This window comes from Pseudoalteromonas sp. SD03, assembly GCF_040937955.1.
Taxonomy (GTDB): domain Bacteria; phylum Pseudomonadota; class Gammaproteobacteria; order Enterobacterales; family Alteromonadaceae; genus Pseudoalteromonas; species Pseudoalteromonas tetraodonis.
This window is the reverse complement of sequence record NZ_CP162514.1, coordinates 1,253,185-1,269,702: the sequence shown is the minus strand read 5'-3', so window position 1 is coordinate 1,269,702 and position 16,518 is coordinate 1,253,185. Positions and strand designations below refer to the sequence as shown.

Below are 16,518 nucleotides of genomic sequence, written 5' to 3'. Positions count from 1 at the left end.
TTTTAATACTTAGATTTGAAACTTTAAGTTGGGTTTCGTTTTACTCTACCAACCTACATTAATTCACCCATTTTAAATAACGCAAACTCTCCTGGCTGCATTTTTTGCCAGCGTTCATCGTTGGTTAGCGGCCTTGTTGCTATAACCGTTACCACATCGTTTGGTGTGGTTTCTTGTTGAAAGTCGACCACCATGTCGGCATCAATAAGTGTTGCTTTACCAAACGGTGCACGGCGCGTTATGTAATGTAAATTATTAGTACAATACGCTAAAACAAATACACCATCGGTCAATAACATATTAAACACGCCTTTTTCACGTAGCGTATGCGAAAGCTTAGCCGCATATCTAAAAACCGACGCCATATTACTTGGTCGCTGCGGGTACTTTTCACGAATTTTGTCAAGCAACCAGCAAAATGCCAACTCGCTATCGGTATTACCCACAGGTCGATAATATTCAGGTTTTAAATCATGATAATTTGAAAGCTGCCCGTTATGAGCATAGGTTATTTCACGCCCCCACAACTCACGAGTAAACGGGTGGGTGTTTTCAAGACACACTCGCCCGCGGTTGCCTTGACGAATATGACTTATCACCGATACGCTTTTAATCGGATAAGCTTTAACTAATTTAGCTATTTCTGACTGGTAACTTGGCTCGGGATCTTTAAAGGTTCTACAACCTTTGCCTTCATAAAAAGTAATGCCCCAGCCATCTTTATGCGGCCCCGTATTGCCACCGCGCTCCAACAACCCTGAAAAACTAAAACAAATATCCGTTGGCACATTGGCTGACATGCCAAGTAATTCACACATAAAACAAATAAACCTTTAAAAATAATTACTTATAAATAAAAATGAAATTAAAACTTTCCTTTGGTCACAGTTTTGGTCGTTGTTTTGTTTTTGTAACGCTAAATTTAAATTATTTATAAGCTTGATAGTGACATTGTTAAACATCACCAGAATAAAGGCAAACAGTTATGTGTTTAGCTTTTACAAAAATCGATTTTTTTGCATGCTTTTTTAGTGTTTTTCAATTTCATTTTTGTTTTTGATTAAATTATTGTTTTATATTAGTTTTATTGTCTCTTAAGAAACTCGCTCTGATATTTAAAACCTCACGTAAACGAGCTAAGTTATTGTTTAAATGATTTATTATTTTAAATTCTTTATAGATAACAGGCCGTTAAACTGCAAAACAGTGAAATTAGTTTCGATCTTTTCAGATCCTTGATCCGCTAAGAGTCTTATATAGGGCGCTGGCTGGCGCCTTAAATGAAGCACTTTAAAACTGTAAAAAAATAACGATAAAGAGCGCGCAGGAGGGTGAGGAAGAGTGCGGATTTCGTGGCATACATTCTGCGTGGGGTTAGTTTCCGTGGCTAGAACCTCGCTGGCCAACATAGATAGCGATAACTTTACTGCAGCGAGTGGCACGCACTAAAAAGCCCAGCGTGATGCTGGGCTTGTTTGAGTGGCTTGTGTATTACTTTGTTATTGGGTCTAGCCTAGATTTTTGGGCTGCAGCTTCACCTGCTTTACTCGTAAACACTGCGGCGGTTATCGGTGGGGGCATTGTTATTGTGTGCTTATGTGTTGCGCATTCTGCTGCTATATCTTTTACTGTTGCCATTAGTTCTGATAGTAATTTAAGTACGTTCTCGTCGTCACTACCGAGCCAGGTCTTAGGGCTCTTATGCTCTTGTTCTTTACCTGCAATTACTTTGCGGGTTTCACATTGTAGGTCGGCTAATTTGCCAATGATTTCTTTTAATGATTCATCTGTTTTGTTTTCAAAGTTCCCTTGTTCATCAATATGCTGATAAACACCTTCGCGTACTTGAGTACGGGTTTCACCCTCTTTGATTGCAGGTAAGTCCCAACCAAAGGGCAATACTGTTCTAATGAATGGTTTATCGGCTCTGCCGTAAGCAAAACCAATTTCTACAATTGAATTAATAGCCGGCGGTTCTAGTCGGCCTGCTTTATCGCCTGCACCTGGTAATGGAAGTGGCACGGCTTGAAGTGGTTTTGATTTAGTGTCTGTGCCATTTTCGTCAATGAGTTGAACGTTTACAGCATAGCGAGGATAAAACGCATCGCTGCCACGTTCGCCATCGATGGCCGGTAGTTCGGGCAATGCAACTACTCTACCCCATCGTGGTAAATGTAGTTGGCCGGTTAGTTCTGGAAACAACCGACGCACAATTCTTAATATCGCTTTTTCCATTGTTACCAACTTATTTGCATGTTTGTGCCTTGAAACTCAACGGCGGTTATACGTTCGTCATTGGCTGAAACGTTTGGGCGTATCATTGGAGCGGCTGGCATTTTTGCGGTTTTGCCAGCTTGATGATCAGTCATGAGTTCTTTTGCTATTGTCACAGGTTTATCAAACCAAAACGAATCAGCATAGCTACCAACAAACACTTTACCGTTACCCTGTTGATACCACACAAAATCAGCAATACGGAACGCACGGCCTATGTTGTTTAACATGGCATAGCCTGAACTATCAGAGTAAAAACACGGTATGGCTGTATCAGCATAGGCTTTATTGGGTATTACAAAATCAACGCCCGTTTGTGCTGTTATCTCATCAAGCACTTGGCGCATAGTTGGATGGCGCAGCATCACCGTTAAATTGTAAGCAAGTGATGCAGACCACTCACGGCAAAAAAGCGTAAACCAGCCATTAACTGCAGGTAGTACACGTTCAACATAGCCGTTAAATACACGGTCAATCATATCGCCCCAACCTAAATCAACCGTCACCGGTGCTAACTTATCAACCTTTTGGTTAACGGTTATTTGGCAATTGCCTGGCGTTGATGCCTGCAGCACAACCCAGTGATCTTTCATATCAACTTTTTTACTATTGATATGAGCGCGAGCAATAAAACGAGCATTAGCGGTGGCCATTATGCAGTTCTCAATTTTGCAAAGTTATCTTGAAGGTGCTGTTGTAAATTAGCGTATTGCACTTCGCTTTCACCGCCTTGCTGATTAGCTTGCGCTTGGGGAGCACGTTCCTCTACTTTTTCAGGCACCGACCTGCACTCACTAAGCGTAAAACTCACTGCCCATTGTCGGGTAGTTTCTTGTTCAACAGCTTCAATTTTACTGCTAAAACGCACTTGCTTAACCCCCAGCGTATTTGCTGTGCGATTACTTATACGATAAATAACACGCGCTCCGCCCTCAGTCGCTTCGGCTAAATTAAACAAATCGGCCAAGTTATCAGCCATAGTGAAAGGTAAAAAACCACTCACAGCCAACGTTTTAGCCTTAATACCGGTTTCAGCCTGATCAGTACTTGATGATTGGCCACTGGCGTCTTCGCTGGCAAGCTCTTGACTTGCCGTAATGCGAAGTGACTTAAGTGTTATTGATAGCGAGTTAAGGGTAAGCATATCAACTATTGTCCAGCAACAGTTTGTTTGGTTACCCAGTTCCCTGCTACTCTTTTTTGATGAACTAAATCTCCTCCCAATATCATCACACGCCAACTACCATCAACATCCTTTTCTCCATAATAAGTAGCTCGCCCATACTGCATTCCATTAAAAGATACACCTTCATCATCAATCGATAAGTGTTTACGCACACCACCATTATAAGTAGCCCATGAAAAATTACCGCCCGCACCCGAACTCGGGTTTATAAGGTATCCAAGGTTAAGATCTTCATCCGTCCAATATTCAGTAAACGTGCCTGATGCATTCCCTCCCGCCGTGTATAAACTTCTTTTGTAATTTCTGTTAACACGCACTGCATCTTCCGTAATTGTATTAAAACCCTGTAATACAAACTGTGCGTTAATAGGATTTGGCGTGTAAGCCAAGCTTAGCCCTTCATGTGCGCCTGGGTCACTAATTACCGCTCTTTGTCTAGCTTGCAATTGTACATCATTACCAATTGCCAACCGCTCATCGCGAGATACGTTTTCAAGTGTAGGGCGACCATTGCTACCCACAGAAATATTACCGCTACATTTAATAGAAGGGTTAGCGTATATCGCTTCCTGAACTTGAGGTTCAACACCTGTGTCTATTAGTATATTGTCTGTAAGTGAAACGCCTAAAGCATCTGCCGCCAAATAGTTCATAAACGTTGGGAATCGCTCAACTATATTATTATGAACAACCAAATACTTATCTGGGTTGTCTTCTGCTGGCGATCCAAATGTTCCTAAAAACGGCTCCGTTCCGTCTTTACAAATATTATTAGCTACAACTAAGCGGCCGGCTCCCCAACTAAATGTTACAAGTCCTTCTGCATGGCCACTCACAGCCTGAGTTGCAAGGTTCGTTCTTTCACACTGGTTTTCTCTAAACCATGAACCACCTGTAATTGGTAATCCATTGTCATGTACAGAAGTATGAAAACAAGAACCGCCCAAATCGAAAAACTGATTGTTGCTTACATCTAAACCGTGGCCAACAATACATTCAGCAGCTGTATTACGAATCGTCATGTTATGGATAGCGCCCTTATTAGACATAAGCACTATCTCAGAATTAAATACCCATGCTTGAGAGGGTTGGCCTGCTGCGTTTCCGTCTATTTCGCCGTTACACACTACAAACTTATCATTTATAGTACTTTCAAACGAACTACCTCCACTGCCAATAAAGTTAACTCGCTTACAAATAATCGCACCAGTCGGCGTATTACTGCCATATTCAGTTCCTTTGTAATAAAAGGCACCAGATATAGTTAATTTATTACCATCAATGCTCAATATTTCACGTGCATCCGAGCTTATATTGTCTAAACCAACTCCCTTAATGGAATAAACAAAATCACCAACTTTAAACTTACTCGCATCGGCTACATAAATTTCTCGCGCATTTAAACTCGTACCAGATGGTATTATTTGTGTTGTTGTCGACGAGAATGTAGAAGCACTACGCCTTTGTACTTTACTGCCGTTTAAATCAATAACGCAGTGAGACAAGTTTCCGATTCTGTGATCATCATCGTATTTATAAAGCTGCCCTCTTGGGAATATAATGCGGGTGCCTTTATACGGCACACTTCGGCAATAATCTAACGCTCTGTTAAACGCATCACTTATCGTTTCATCACCCAAACGAATAAACTGCGCCACATACACACCATACCAATCAAGTGTGTCTTGTAGCGTCGTGGGTTTCACAGTCACATTTGCTTTAACAGCCAAAGAGATAGCGCTTGCTTTGTGGGCGCTTTCAGTTTCATTAATATGGTTTTCAATTTGCTGTTTTAACCCATTTATATTTCGCAGGTCGTCAATCGCATCTAAAGCAGTTATCTTCGCTATCTTAAGTACATAATGCTGTGTGCCATTCACATCAATGTAATCATCTATTTCCGCATCAGAAACCGTAAACGCAACTTTTGGTTTCCATGTACTAGACGCATTTCCATCAAAGTAGGCATCTACATATACAAATTGCGGATAACTTTGCAAAGTTAATATTTGCTCATTCTTTAATTCCACACGCAGGCCACTTACATAGCCTATGCCCGGTGTTACGCTAAATGTATTGGCGGTTGAGCGCGAAACTACTTTAAAACCATCATCAATAAACCAATCTTTGCCGTTCATATCACTAGCTAGCTGGCGAGTTAGCTCGTCCATGCCGCTTAAACGGGCACTAAAATCAAGCTGCCATGTTTCTGGCGATACGCTAATACCTGCCAAATCAGCTATGCCTGAGTACTCAATGCCAAAGTTACGATTTAGCGTATTACCAGCACTACCTGGCGCAGTAATCGTTTTTGCAACGGTAGGTACATGGCTAATAGCAACTAATGTTTGGTTAACTGATGAATATAAGCCTACCCAGTTAAATTCAAACGGACCCGTTAAGCTATCCAACACAGTAGAGTAAACAACTACATTATCGTTAATGCGGCCTGTTTGTTGAACGTCCTGCTGAAAAACAACGGAACCAGTTGGAATTTCCTCATTGCGATCAATTGCAGCGGTTGAGTCTTGCCCAGCCACGTTCGCAAAAATAAACGTATCAATATCTAATTGCTGATTCGCTTGCGCCTTTGCTGCAAATAGCTTTTCGCCGGCAATCGTTATAACTTGTGCCATGGTTTAGTACTCCTGTTTAACATGCGCGACGGTAAATTCAGCTTGGCTGTCCATCGTCATAAATCGGTTTGCTGGTAATAAGTTTGTGCATAACGTGGCAACAGAAAAGTCACTATCGCCTTCAAAATATCTAATTGGTGCAACTAGCGTTTGCTTTGCAATAGTCACGTATTCATAACGACGAGTCGTTCGCCCATATTGGCGGCATAATGCATTTATTAAATTTTGGCGTTCGCCTAAGTCTGTATCTAGCAATTGCAGGCTTACAACGTCCCAATCTGCAACGCTTATTCGCTCATCAATGGTTATCCATGGCATACCGAGCTTTTCAAACATATCAAGCCAGCCGCTTTTGCTCCCTGCCCCTTTAGCAAATGGCAAAGCATACTTAACGCGCGTTCTGTACATCAGCTCTGTTTCGTTAGGTATTTGGGTAATGTCTCGCTCCCATGCGAGCAAATTAACCAACTCAAGTTCGGCGGTCATTGGGTCAAGTTGCTTTGCAGGCCATGCCAGCATGTCGGCTACACGCTGCCAATAAATAACAGCGGCTTGGCGTAGTTTATCCAGCTCACTTGCTGGACGAGCTAGCCAGTACGGCATTTTAGTTAGCGCTTGCCAGTTTATGTTCATAGTGCATTACCGTTTTCAATGGTTAACGTGTTTAAGCGCGGTACATTGTTTTGGCTGGTTATATCGGTTTGATGCCAATTTAGTGAGTCAATACCGTCAAACTCTCTATGTAACTCTTGGCTTAATCGGCTAAAGCTAAAGCGGCTGGCTGGCTGTGTTTTAGTCACTGTGTAATCTGTGTTTTCTCTAAACGCACTGCGTATAAAGTTTTCAACGTTTGTTAGTAATGCGGTTACTTGGGTCGCTAATAAATAGCCATGCGGGTAAACAGTTACACCTACACTCACATTTACACCTGGCATGGCAATTACTTGTAAATCGTCGCCATGACCATGGAAGCCTTTTTCCATTACGTATTCGTTTAAATCATCAATTAAGCTTTGGCTGGGTGTACCTGTGTCTAACAAAATATAGGCATTGGCAGTACCAGGGCCACGCGGTGCATCGTGTTCAAAAAATATATTGTCGGTATCAAGGCCACTGCGCTGGGTTAAAATAGCGCGATAAACGGCGTCAATGTGCCAAGGCGCTGCAGCGGTAAATGCGTTACGGGTGCGTAGTTTTAAATCTTGGTTTGTCTCGGCATCAGCGCCAAGCGCATCAAGCCAGTTTTCATCATTAACTGCACTGGCAATACCCGTTACTGACTCAGGTAAAATATGGTAATAACCTGCGCCTAGGTTGTATGCTGACCCTGCATTTTCGGCAACAACAGGCACTAATACGCTTGCTTGGTTTTCAGGTAAAATTACATCATCAACCGTTAGCACACGGTAAACTGTGCCATTTATCGCGTCGGTTTGTATTACCGTGCCAGCACTAATTAATAAACCTGGGCCTGTAATTGCTGCGCGATTAAATCGCACTTTGCCATGTGCTCGCTCTTCACTTTTACGCGTTAGGTCGTGCTCCCATGCTTTGGCTTCAATAAACTCGCTATCAGTGGCCGTTTGCAAAAACAGATTAGGGAGTATTTTTTCAATTAATATTTTGTTCACTACCCATGTGGCAGGCTTTGCCACAATCGCGCTAATAAGTCGCCAAAATGGTGAATAAGGCGAGTCGTTAGCAATAATACTGCCGCTTTCATCTACGTCTTGTTTAAATAGCGTTTTCCAGCCCTCTTCGGTGGTGGGTATACCCGCTTTTTCTACAATGCGTTTAAAGTCAATTATTGGGGTTAAATCAGCCATTATTGCGCCTCTATGATCAATGATGAAATAGCGCCAAATTCGATGGTTTTAGCATGTACCCACCATTGGCCTTTTTGATTCTCGTTTTGCTCAACTTTTACCGTGCCCGGCATAATGCGCACATCATCTTCAACCAATAGCTTTATTTGCGTTTGGGTGTCCTGTGTAACGCCCGTTCCTCGCTCGCTTACTAATAAGTTTGCAAGGCCTGTGTCTAAAATGGCATGCACAATGTCTTGAGCAATCACATCACGATCGGTTAAATACATGGGGTTGTGCCCTGCATCTAACACCACGTCGCCATGTTTAATTTGTAAATCGCGATAAATACTCATGAGTGCATCTCAACAAAGTTCATGTAATTGGTATCGCCTTTAGCTGGGTTAATCGTTACGCTGGCAATGTGTGTCGATTTTTGTTGGTTAGCGTTGCTAATTTGCTGGGTAATGCCACCTTTTTCGGCTTTACTTCTGATTGGCTCTATTGCGCTAATACTTGCAACAGAAGTGCTTGCAACATTGGTATCAATATCAACACCGGGGATCAGGTTTAGTTTGTCTATTATCCAATCCATCGTGTCGTTAAATATGCTTTTTATGCCGCCCCAAACGCTGCTAAAAATACCGCCAATGGCTTTTATCCAGCCCCACTCGCCCATGGTGGCTTTTAAATCGTCCCAGTAATAAATCAGTGCGCCAACAGCGGCTATTGCTAAGGTTATACCCGCCACAATTAAACCTATTGGGTTTGCATACATCACAATATTTAGCGCCAGCATGGCACCTTTTAAAAAAGTTAACCCAGTGGTGAGTGCAGCCGTTATACCGCCCCACGCCATGGCGCCTACTGTCCATGCAACCATAGCCATTTTCCCTGCGCCCATCATTAGCGTAAATAATCCGCCTGCGGCCACAAGGCCAAGCACACCCACAGCGGCATAGCCTATCCATTTAGTTAAATTAGGGAACGCCTCGGTAAACCACACAACACTAGTGCCCATATCTGCAATAAGGCCTACAAATTTATTAAACACTGGCAGTATTGCACTGCCCCAAGCGGCGCGTATTACGTACCAACTTTGTGCTAGCCGCTGGCTTTGGTCGGTCATATCCATTGCCATTTTTTCGGCTTGCTGCATACCGGTTACATTACCCAATGAATCGATTGATTGGCCTAGGCCGTCAATGTCATTCATCAGTAAGTTTATGGTGGCAACCGCTTCGGCTGAGCCGAATGCTTTTTTAAGTTCGTCGCCCTCGGCTACGTCTATGGTTTCGCCGTATTTGCCTTTAATTTGGTTTAGTATGTCGACCATAGGCAGCATCGCGCCTTGGCTGTCGGTAAAAGTTAGGTTTAGCGCGTCTTGCGCTTTACCCACTCCGGCTAAAAACGATTTGTATTTTGTACCGGCTTCACTGCCCGACATGGTTGCTTGCAATGTACCTAAAACTGCCATTTGTTCATTCATGGCAATACCTGCTGTGGTTGCTTGCGCACCAATGGCGGTAAACGCGCTCGACATTTCTGAGCCCGTTGTTTTAAACGCTTGTACTGCACTGGCCGTCATGCCTGTTAGCTGTTCAACCCATTCACTTTTACCCATGGCATTAGCTTGGTTTTTAAAAATGCCATACATGGTGCCCATGTAATTGGTAATAGTGCCTGCATCCGCTTTAGTGGCTGCAGCAAGTACGTTGCTCGATAGTGTAAACGCTGATAAATCGGCATCGTTAAGCCCAGCAATGGCGCTTTGTATGTCGTAGCTCGATTTAACAAATTCAGTAGACGATTTGCCGTACTTAAGGGCAAAGTCGTATGAAGTATCGGTTAGTTGCTTTAGTGCCGATTCGCGCACGCCAAGCGATTTAACCTCGCCCAATGCACGATCCATTTCAATGGCTGGCATCAATGCGTTTTGCAGTGCATAACCACTGGCCGCAATACCCGCAACGCCCGACGCCATTTTCATGGTGCCGCGTTGATAGTCATTGGTTAACCCATTTAAGCTATTGCTTATTTTGGCAATAGGCTTAGTTATTTGGTCAACTAATCCAACGGTAAACATTAGCTGTTGCGGTAAACTCATTTACTTGCCCCCAAAGGCTTTGCACACGGCATTGGTAATTATGTTTTCTAAATCTTCTCGCTGGCGCTTAATAAGCCATGCAGCCCGAGCAATGTTTAGTTCGCTATCGTCTTCGTGGGGCAATATTTGCCGCCGATACGTTAGCAATTGCTCAAGCTGGTTGTTGCCTATGGCTTCAACCAGCGATTCTATTTTTTTACGCTAATTTCAATTGCTGGCGCAAACTCCTGCTGCAGCAAGCCACAAATTTGCATTGCTGCGCCTGGCGAATCACTTAACACTTTGCGTAATTGTTCTTTGTCACTATCAACAACCGAGCGCATTACAAAGTTATGCGCGGGCGCTACTTTGTTATTAGGCATAATGTCGTTTAGGTAGCCGTTATAATTTTCGGTGGTAACGTCAAAGCCCAGTTCTTCACCTGCTATTGTTAAAGTAATGTTCTTGTTCATGGGTTAATCCTTAGAATGAGTAGTTAATAATTTTTGTAACGTTTCAAATCCATCTCGCATACGGCTTTCCATACGATCAGTTAATTTTTCAAAGTCGGTTTTGGTGGCGTAGGTTTCGGCCACATGGGTTTTATGGTCGCTTAGCTCTTTGGCCGTGGCTTTGTGGGCATTAAACAAGCTCACTAACAGCGGCACTAATATGGTTAGCACTAAGCTAATAAATGCAATGGCGACCATGAGCCACGTTGCTACTTGGGTCATTTTGCTACTCCTTGTCCTGCCGTTTTTTGCATTAGGTTCATTAATTTGTCTTTATCGTTCGAGCTTTTAGTAGCGCTTAACCAAAATGCAGCGGCGTTAGCTAGCAACACGAACAAGTTGCCAACCAAATACACTATTAGGTCACGGTTTCGCTCAATGTCGGGGCCGTAAAACAAAGCACCTAATACCGCAGAGAACAAAACAAACAGTAAGATGGTGAGCGTTGACGGCATCCAATGATCTTTATTGTTAGTTCGTGCGTTTTGGCGGTCGTTTAAATCCGCTTTGTATTCTTCAAGTGCAATTTTTTGCAGCTCAATATTAGCCTGGCGTATTTGCTCACGTTCTTCGTGTGCCCACTGTTGCAACTTAAGCGCTGCATCAGGGTTATTTTTTAACTCAGCAGCCACCGCTTCTGGCGTATTTTCTGTGCCTAATGCGCCCGCAATTTGGCTACCAATACTTACCGCTAAACCTACAGGGCCAGTTAATAAAGGAGCTACTGCGCCAGCAATACCGCCTACTGTGTTTGCAATTTTTTTCCATTCCATTATCTAGCTCCTTATAAATTAACTACGCGGTGTAACCACCCGTAGGTGTATTTTTCTTGGCTTTCGTCGTTGGCCGCAATATCAATAAACAAGCTAATTCGCTGGCCGCTTACTGCACCAATCAATACATTTAAGCCATCATTTTTTCGCGCTGCAGCATAGCTATTTAACGCTTTTATGGTTCGGCTACCGGTTATGCCATCAACTATTAAATCAGGGTAAAGGCTTTGGCATTTGTTAAGCACATTTAACGCTTTTTGTAGTGCCTTGCCTGCACTTAACACGCCTGAGTTAACCGCAAAATCAAACAGCTGCACGGTGAGTGTTTCACTCAATTTACTAACATCGCTAAGCTTTAACGGTGCCCAGTACTGTTGCTCGTAAATTAAAAATGCAGTTTGATAGGGCAAGTCATGCATAGCACACGTAAAGCCAAAATCACGGGCAACTGCCTTGGTAACACCGTACATGGTTTCACCACCACGATCGGTTGGGTCATTTACATAACCGCCCTCACGTTCTATTAACTCGCCTATCAACCTGATTTTTAATTTGTTCATTTTGCTACTCGCTTAACGATTGGCACGGTACACAGCGCTGCACACCTTTTATGGCTTTTTGTCGCGCTTTGGGTATTGGGTCGCCGCAATCAATGCAATCCGTTGCACTGATCACGCGGCTGTTGTTAAGTCCTTTTAAGCGCTGATCGGTAAATCGTTTTTCAGCGCGTTCCTGTGCAATTACTAAGTGGTCTAGATCATCCATTTACTAACTGCCTTTTATTGCACTATGTTTTCAATTTCTTCGGCGCGTAAGTACGGCACACCGTTAATTTTTACAAAGTCGGGGTCGGTTACATCAAACGGAATTTTAAACAGGCTGGCTTGGCCACCTTTTTTGTCTATGTCTAAAATATCGCTTAGCTTAATGCGGCAACCAAACGCTTCTACTTTTAGCTCGTCTTTGCTGGTTTTTGCATAAAACATAATGTCGAACGGTTCCATGCCACGCCACGAACCGGCACTTTTTGCCGCATCCGATATAAGCGCAAAGTTACTGGCGTTAACCGACAGCTCACCGCTGGCCGCTACATCGCCATCAACAAAACCATCAGGCACGCCACTTGTTTGGCTCACGGCGCTATTGTCGGTAATAGCCAGTGATGCCGTGTCAACTTGGACCATAATGTCACCCAAGTTCACGTTAAAATTCATTCCAGATAAACGCATGGTTAGTGCTCCTAGTTGCTGCTTAAATCAAGCATGATGTTGACGGTAATTTCTTTCGGTGAGTTGTAAGGGCGAACTACCAAGTAAATAACCACCGCTTTGTTTGTGGTCCATACAATATTTACATCGCCCTCTACTGGCGGCTTAATATCACCCGGAAACTGCGTGCCTAAAATGGTGGTGCTTTTGCTCATAGCGCGCAGCGGTTTCATAAAATATGACTTGTTTAGCTCAATGCTGTTAGGCGTTGAATTAAGCGCACGGTTTGCAACACGGCGAATAGCTAATACCCGCACTTCGCGGCTGGCTTTATGCACGGGGCGTAAATGCTCAAGGTATTGGTAGTCACCGCCTGCGGCATCTAGCGTTTGGGCATCGCTCCAGTAAATGCCCTCAAAATCGCTGTACCACTGCGGCACACTCATGCGTTTATTTGCTAGGGTTTCTAATGTGGCAAGAGATAGCGGCTCGTTTTCGCTGTCAACGGGTGCCGCGCCTAGGCCTAACACACTGCCAGTGGCTACGCGCATAGGGCTGTCGGCAATACTTACGCTGCGGTCACATAATCGCCCAGCCAATACGCCTACGTTATTACCGTGTAATTGCGGTACAGGTACTACTAAGTGCGCGGCAATATCGGCTTGCAATGCAATGGTTGCGGCTTCATAAGCGGGCCATGTTTGCGTGGCTACATCAATACCTGGCACGGCAACCAATGCCGATACAAAACGGCCTAATGTGGCTTGCAATGATGTTAGGTGATCATGAATATCGGTGAGTTCTGCGCTTGCTGTTTGCTCAGCACATACCACTACCATTTCAAAGCTTTGTACTTCGTTGGCGCGGTCAATGGCATCAACAATGGTTTCCAGTTCGGCCATTGGGTAAACCGCTGCGGTCCAGTTTTGGCCTGCGTTTAATTGCGCAGCAATAAGCTGATCGCGCAGTGGGCTATCTGCAAAAGTTTTTTCTAAGTCGGTTTTAGCGCCAATGCTAAATAATTGGCTTTCTTCATCAACCGAACCTGCACGGCCAACAAACAAGAAGTGTCGCTCAACACCTTGGATGTCACCTTGCCCTAAATTCAAATTGTTAACTTGCACTTTACCTAGTGACATGTGTTTATCCTCGTTTATTGAGTTGGTTTAATATTGTTGCCAGTTCGCGCTGTACGTTGGTGGTTGTATCGCCTAAAAACGGTCGCGCTTTTACCGGTATTTGCCAGCTTTTACGGCTTTTTTGGCCGCGTAACTCACTTAACACTAATGTGGCTTTGCCATGAGTTAAGCTGCCTGCAATTTCTTTAATAGTGGCGCGGCGGTAGCCTTTGCCTTTTGCCCTGCGTACTTTGTAACCCTCAGCGGCTAATGCTTTTGCTTGGCTTCGGGTACACGGCGCTTGGTAATCTGGTTTGCCATGAATACGCACCATGCGGCTGGCAGTCATTCGCTCTGTGCCACCCTCTTGGTGTAGCGCTGCAATGCGTCCCGTAAATGAATTTTTATGTTTAAGCTCTAAGCGCTTACTAGCTTTTACATAGGGTTCTAATGTTTTACCCATACGTTTAAGCACTTTGGTTTTTTTACCGTCGCTGCGCCCTGCAAACTTTTTACCGTCTACCGTGGTTTGTGTGCGTATGCGTTGGCGCGCAAGCTTACGCTCAAAGCGGCCTAATTTTTTTAATAGCCTAATGCGTTTAGCCGGTGGTAACGCCAGTAGTTGCAACTGTTGTTTAGCGCTTAATGCTTGTTTGCTATTTGGGGTGATCACTAAACTCATGATTGCCCCTTAATATTTACGTCTACGTCTTCGGCAATGCTGATTGGCGCTAGCGATACGTAATAACGGGCGCCATTAAATAAAATAGGGCCGTTGTCGGCGGGTATTAGCTCAATGTCGTCTAGTAGTTGCACGTCGATCAGTACGGTTGCGTTGTCTTTGCTTACTACGTCTATGTCTATTTCAGGGTCGTCTAGGGCGTAGTCGTCGCGTGGCCAGTTGCTGTCTGTTAAAAATGCAGCAATAAGAGCAAGCAAGTTGTACGGGTTAATTTTGCGATGCGGAAATTTTTCAATGGCTATTACGCCGGTGTGTTTCCACTTGGCAACTAGGTAACCGTCTTGGCCTTTGTCTTCACCGCTTATTATTAAGGTGCCACGTTCTTGCCAGGCATCTATGTTGTTGGTGTGAATAGCGCCTTTTAAACTGGTGTTTAAAAAGTCGGTTAGTTGCTGTAATTGGGTAATGGTTTGGCTCATAGCGTGTGCACTCCGGCGCGGCCAAGGCCAAGCAATAAACGAATGCTGCGGTTAGACTGCGCTAAAATGGCATCTTGCTGATCAACACTATCGGCTTTGTTGTTGCCTGCGTCTTTTTGGTCAACCGCTGAAAAATACCCCATTAAATCGGCATGCGAACGGGCATACACGGCACCACGGTAAACACTTTGTTGTTTATCGTTAAAGTTAGGCACACCATTAACAAGCGTAAAAGTGACGTCCGTGTCTGCTTGTTTCATGAAAAAGTTACTTAGTTGCTGCTGCACTTCTAATGCGCTGCGGTTTAATGAGTCGGCTATTACGGTTTCTTCGTAAAACTCAGGTATGCGGCGATGATCACGAAACTCGCCAGTGCTTAACGCTGGCCAGCCGCTTTGAGCATCTATTTCAATGCTGTTTTGTGCTGTTGCTTCGTATCCAAATGACATACCGTATACCTATTCAATTTGGGTTCAGTGCAGTTAGCGTCGACGCGGTTATTAACGGTCGCCCGTTAAACGCTCGGCTAGTGCACTGGAGGGTTTGGAGCTTTGGCTATTACTGAGCGTTTAACTCGGCAATGGCTCTTAATCTCATGGCTATTTTGTTTCTTACTGTTTTAACTTGTGCGTGTTTATGCAGTTCGGCGGCTTTGGCTAAGTAGCCATCGGCTTGCTGTAAGCGTTGCACGTCGCCCACATGCGATGGCGATATGTCGCCGTTTTTGCTGCGCAGTAACGCAAGGCCTGCAAACTTGTAGTACTTAGCCGTAACTTGCTCAGGTAATTTCCATGTGTTCGCAACCTTGCTGAACACTTGCCCAAAATACGGCTCAATGCTGTTGCCTTTTTCTGCTTGGGTGCTTGCCCACTCAAAAACAGTGTCGGCAATAAAACCAGGCCACTTACGGCGAATGCTGCTTGCCATGGGTTGGTTAAGCTCAATGGCTCTGAAACCAAACTCAAGCCCACGAGCGAAGTTGCCAACATCAAACAGCCAAATCGTGCAGTACGCATAAATCGGGTTGTCTTCATTTTGTTTTCCTTTTTTTGCTAAATACTCTTCAACAATGGGTAACCATTTTGGCAATAACACATCACGTTTGTGGGTGATTTTGTCGGCGCGAGTTACATAGCTTTTTAAGCGTTTTAAGTCGTCTTCTAATTCAATAAGCTGTAAGTGCAGGCTTGGGGCGTATTGCCCTTTACCAGTTAGGCTTACTTTTTCGAGCTGTTTTTTTGCTTGGTTTTGCTCTTTGAACTGGAGGATTCTTGCGCCGCCGACGGCTTTTTTAGCTCTTCAACCGTGTCTTTTAAGTCGCTATTAGCGGCGTTAATATCGTCGGCTTGGTAGGCTAAATCGCTGGCAGCATCGCTTGCTTTATCTGCGGCGCTTTCAATTTCGCCTGCGGCATTGCTTGCAGTGTTAATGCTTTCGTTTAGCTCGTCGGTTGCATCTTCAACGGGTGAAACATCAATCTGTTCTTTTTCGCTATCAACATGCAGAGTTGGCAAATCATCTTCACAAAAAAACGTAATGTTTTGCTCAACGTATTCTTGCGCTGTTTCAATGGCTTTTGATTCGTCGCAACCCAGTAGCTGCGAGAGCAATTTAAGCGCGGTGGTTTCAGGCGTAATTGTCGCTTGTGCATCACCTGTTTTGGCTTTTTCAGCTAGGCGGCGTTTTTTAAAATTAGCAATGGCACTCATGGCACGGTTACCTTTTAATAATTGGAGTTAAAGCTAGGCGGTTAGGCCTA

21 protein-coding genes are annotated in these 16,518 nt (G+C 44.1%); all 21 read right to left on the bottom strand.

From position 1 onward, the window contains the following. Positions 1–53: 53 nt before the first annotated feature. On the bottom strand, positions 54–818 hold the full coding sequence (locus tag ABZP26_RS05980; RefSeq protein WP_013464565.1) for a class II glutamine amidotransferase: 765 nt from the start codon (positions 816–818) through the stop codon (positions 54–56). Between the two features lie 673 nt (positions 819–1,491). Then, a complete protein-coding gene (locus ABZP26_RS05975) occupies positions 1,492–2,235 on the bottom strand; it encodes a hypothetical protein (protein WP_368485487.1) in 744 nt (247 codons plus the stop codon). 2 nt (positions 2,236–2,237) lie between these two features. Continuing rightward, positions 2,238–2,927 (bottom strand): hypothetical protein, encoded by a 690-nt coding sequence (locus ABZP26_RS05970; RefSeq protein ID WP_368485486.1) that lies wholly within the window; start codon positions 2,925–2,927, stop codon positions 2,238–2,240. Then, a complete protein-coding gene (locus ABZP26_RS05965; RefSeq protein WP_368485485.1) occupies positions 2,927–3,418 on the bottom strand; it encodes an adenine glycosylase in 492 nt (163 codons plus the stop codon). The genes ABZP26_RS05970 and ABZP26_RS05965 overlap by 1 nt, the downstream gene beginning before the upstream one ends. A gap of 5 nt (positions 3,419–3,423) precedes the next feature. Further along, positions 3,424–6,096, bottom strand: a complete 2,673-nt coding sequence (locus ABZP26_RS05960) for a phage tail protein (RefSeq protein ID WP_368485484.1) — start codon at positions 6,094–6,096, stop codon at positions 3,424–3,426. 3 nt (positions 6,097–6,099) lie between these two features. Further along, entirely contained in the window at positions 6,100–6,729 is a 630-nt protein-coding gene (locus ABZP26_RS05955) for a hypothetical protein (RefSeq protein ID WP_290187297.1), read from the bottom strand. Next, positions 6,726–7,922: a baseplate J/gp47 family protein gene (locus ABZP26_RS05950; RefSeq protein ID WP_368485313.1), complete on the bottom strand. Its 1,197-nt coding sequence runs from the start codon at positions 7,920–7,922 to the stop codon at positions 6,726–6,728. Before ABZP26_RS05950 ends, ABZP26_RS05955 begins: the two co-directional genes overlap by 4 nt. Continuing rightward, a complete protein-coding gene (locus tag ABZP26_RS05945; RefSeq protein ID WP_368485312.1) occupies positions 7,922–8,257 on the bottom strand; it encodes a DUF2590 family protein in 336 nt (111 codons plus the stop codon). The genes ABZP26_RS05950 and ABZP26_RS05945 overlap by 1 nt, the downstream gene beginning before the upstream one ends. After that, positions 8,254–10,008 (bottom strand): phage tail tape measure protein, encoded by a 1,755-nt coding sequence (locus ABZP26_RS05940; RefSeq protein WP_368485483.1) that lies wholly within the window; start codon positions 10,006–10,008, stop codon positions 8,254–8,256. The genes ABZP26_RS05945 and ABZP26_RS05940 overlap by 4 nt, the downstream gene beginning before the upstream one ends. A 188-nt stretch (positions 10,009–10,196) precedes the next feature. Further along, the gene (locus tag ABZP26_RS05935) at positions 10,197–10,460 is read right to left on the bottom strand and encodes a putative phage tail assembly chaperone (RefSeq protein ID WP_024602999.1); all 264 of its coding nucleotides are present in this window, start codon (positions 10,458–10,460) and stop codon (positions 10,197–10,199) included. 3 nt (positions 10,461–10,463) lie between these two features. Then, on the bottom strand, positions 10,464–10,721 hold the full coding sequence (locus ABZP26_RS05930) for a hypothetical protein (RefSeq protein WP_368485482.1): 258 nt from the start codon (positions 10,719–10,721) through the stop codon (positions 10,464–10,466). Further along, positions 10,718–11,272, bottom strand: a complete 555-nt coding sequence (locus tag ABZP26_RS05925; protein ID WP_024602997.1) for a hypothetical protein — start codon at positions 11,270–11,272, stop codon at positions 10,718–10,720. The genes ABZP26_RS05930 and ABZP26_RS05925 overlap by 4 nt, the downstream gene beginning before the upstream one ends. 11 nt (positions 11,273–11,283) lie before the next feature. Continuing rightward, on the bottom strand, positions 11,284–11,832 hold the full coding sequence (locus ABZP26_RS05920; protein WP_368485481.1) for a glycoside hydrolase family 108 protein: 549 nt from the start codon (positions 11,830–11,832) through the stop codon (positions 11,284–11,286). Positions 11,833–11,836: 4 nt separating this feature from the next. After that, positions 11,837–12,037 carry a TraR/DksA C4-type zinc finger protein gene (locus ABZP26_RS05915; protein ID WP_024602995.1) on the bottom strand — a complete coding sequence of 67 codons (201 nt, stop codon included), beginning with the start codon at positions 12,035–12,037 and terminating at the stop codon, positions 11,837–11,839. Positions 12,038–12,051: 14 nt separating this feature from the next. Further along, on the bottom strand, positions 12,052–12,501 hold the full coding sequence (locus ABZP26_RS05910; protein WP_350314745.1) for a phage protein: 450 nt from the start codon (positions 12,499–12,501) through the stop codon (positions 12,052–12,054). A gap of 11 nt (positions 12,502–12,512) precedes the next feature. Further along, positions 12,513–13,619 carry a DUF2586 domain-containing protein gene (locus tag ABZP26_RS05905; RefSeq protein ID WP_368485480.1) on the bottom strand — a complete coding sequence of 369 codons (1,107 nt, stop codon included), beginning with the start codon at positions 13,617–13,619 and terminating at the stop codon, positions 12,513–12,515. 4 nt (positions 13,620–13,623) lie between these two features. Further along, positions 13,624–14,280, bottom strand: coding sequence for a phage virion morphogenesis protein (locus ABZP26_RS05900; protein ID WP_368485479.1), 657 nt, complete (start codon positions 14,278–14,280; stop codon positions 13,624–13,626). Next, complete coding sequence (locus tag ABZP26_RS05895; RefSeq protein ID WP_024603011.1) at positions 14,277–14,759, bottom strand: phage tail protein; 483 nt, start codon at positions 14,757–14,759, stop codon at positions 14,277–14,279. The genes ABZP26_RS05900 and ABZP26_RS05895 overlap by 4 nt, the downstream gene beginning before the upstream one ends. After that, positions 14,756–15,208 carry a head completion/stabilization protein gene (locus tag ABZP26_RS05890; RefSeq protein ID WP_272452409.1) on the bottom strand — a complete coding sequence of 151 codons (453 nt, stop codon included), beginning with the start codon at positions 15,206–15,208 and terminating at the stop codon, positions 14,756–14,758. Before ABZP26_RS05890 ends, ABZP26_RS05895 begins: the two co-directional genes overlap by 4 nt. 109 nt (positions 15,209–15,317) lie before the next feature. After that, a complete protein-coding gene (gene gpM, locus ABZP26_RS05885; RefSeq protein WP_368485611.1) occupies positions 15,318–15,929 on the bottom strand; it encodes a phage terminase small subunit in 612 nt (203 codons plus the stop codon). 47 nt (positions 15,930–15,976) lie between these two features. Next, on the bottom strand, positions 15,977–16,468 hold the full coding sequence (locus tag ABZP26_RS05880) for a hypothetical protein (protein WP_368485478.1): 492 nt from the start codon (positions 16,466–16,468) through the stop codon (positions 15,977–15,979). Positions 16,469–16,518 lie beyond the last annotated feature (50 nt).

Bases quoted from the DNA above. Each gene is read 5' to 3' on its own strand.
- ABZP26_RS05975 (WP_368485487.1), bottom strand. From the start codon at position 2,235: ATGGAAAAAGCGATATTAAGAATTGTGCGTCGGTTGTTTCCAGAACTA.
- ABZP26_RS05890 (WP_272452409.1), bottom strand. From the start codon at position 15,208: ATGTCATTTGGATACGAAGCAACAGCACAAAACAGCATTGAAATAGAT.
- ABZP26_RS05970 (WP_368485486.1), bottom strand. From the start codon at position 2,927: ATGGCCACCGCTAATGCTCGTTTTATTGCTCGCGCTCATATCAATAGT.
- ABZP26_RS05945 (WP_368485312.1), bottom strand. From the start codon at position 8,257: ATGAGTATTTATCGCGATTTACAAATTAAACATGGCGACGTGGTGTTA.
- ABZP26_RS05925 (WP_024602997.1), bottom strand. From the start codon at position 11,272: ATGGAATGGAAAAAAATTGCAAACACAGTAGGCGGTATTGCTGGCGCA.
- ABZP26_RS05920 (WP_368485481.1), bottom strand. From the start codon at position 11,832: ATGAACAAATTAAAAATCAGGTTGATAGGCGAGTTAATAGAACGTGAG.
- ABZP26_RS05965 (WP_368485485.1), bottom strand. From the start codon at position 3,418: ATGCTTACCCTTAACTCGCTATCAATAACACTTAAGTCACTTCGCATT.
- ABZP26_RS05940 (WP_368485483.1), bottom strand. From the start codon at position 10,008: ATGAGTTTACCGCAACAGCTAATGTTTACCGTTGGATTAGTTGACCAA.
- ABZP26_RS05900 (WP_368485479.1), bottom strand. From the start codon at position 14,280: ATGAGTTTAGTGATCACCCCAAATAGCAAACAAGCATTAAGCGCTAAA.
- ABZP26_RS05905 (WP_368485480.1), bottom strand. From the start codon at position 13,619: ATGTCACTAGGTAAAGTGCAAGTTAACAATTTGAATTTAGGGCAAGGT.
- ABZP26_RS05960 (WP_368485484.1), bottom strand. From the start codon at position 6,096: ATGGCACAAGTTATAACGATTGCCGGCGAAAAGCTATTTGCAGCAAAG.
- ABZP26_RS05915 (WP_024602995.1), bottom strand. From the start codon at position 12,037: ATGGATGATCTAGACCACTTAGTAATTGCACAGGAACGCGCTGAAAAA.
- ABZP26_RS05935 (WP_024602999.1), bottom strand. From the start codon at position 10,460: ATGAACAAGAACATTACTTTAACAATAGCAGGTGAAGAACTGGGCTTT.
- ABZP26_RS05910 (WP_350314745.1), bottom strand. From the start codon at position 12,501: ATGCGTTTATCTGGAATGAATTTTAACGTGAACTTGGGTGACATTATG.
- ABZP26_RS05895 (WP_024603011.1), bottom strand. From the start codon at position 14,759: ATGAGCCAAACCATTACCCAATTACAGCAACTAACCGACTTTTTAAAC.
- ABZP26_RS05980 (WP_013464565.1), bottom strand. From the start codon at position 818: ATGTGTGAATTACTTGGCATGTCAGCCAATGTGCCAACGGATATTTGT.
- ABZP26_RS05955 (WP_290187297.1), bottom strand. From the start codon at position 6,729: ATGAACATAAACTGGCAAGCGCTAACTAAAATGCCGTACTGGCTAGCT.
- ABZP26_RS05930 (WP_368485482.1), bottom strand. From the start codon at position 10,721: ATGACCCAAGTAGCAACGTGGCTCATGGTCGCCATTGCATTTATTAGC.
- ABZP26_RS05880 (WP_368485478.1), bottom strand. From the start codon at position 16,468: ATGAGTGCCATTGCTAATTTTAAAAAACGCCGCCTAGCTGAAAAAGCC.
- ABZP26_RS05950 (WP_368485313.1), bottom strand. From the start codon at position 7,922: ATGGCTGATTTAACCCCAATAATTGACTTTAAACGCATTGTAGAAAAA.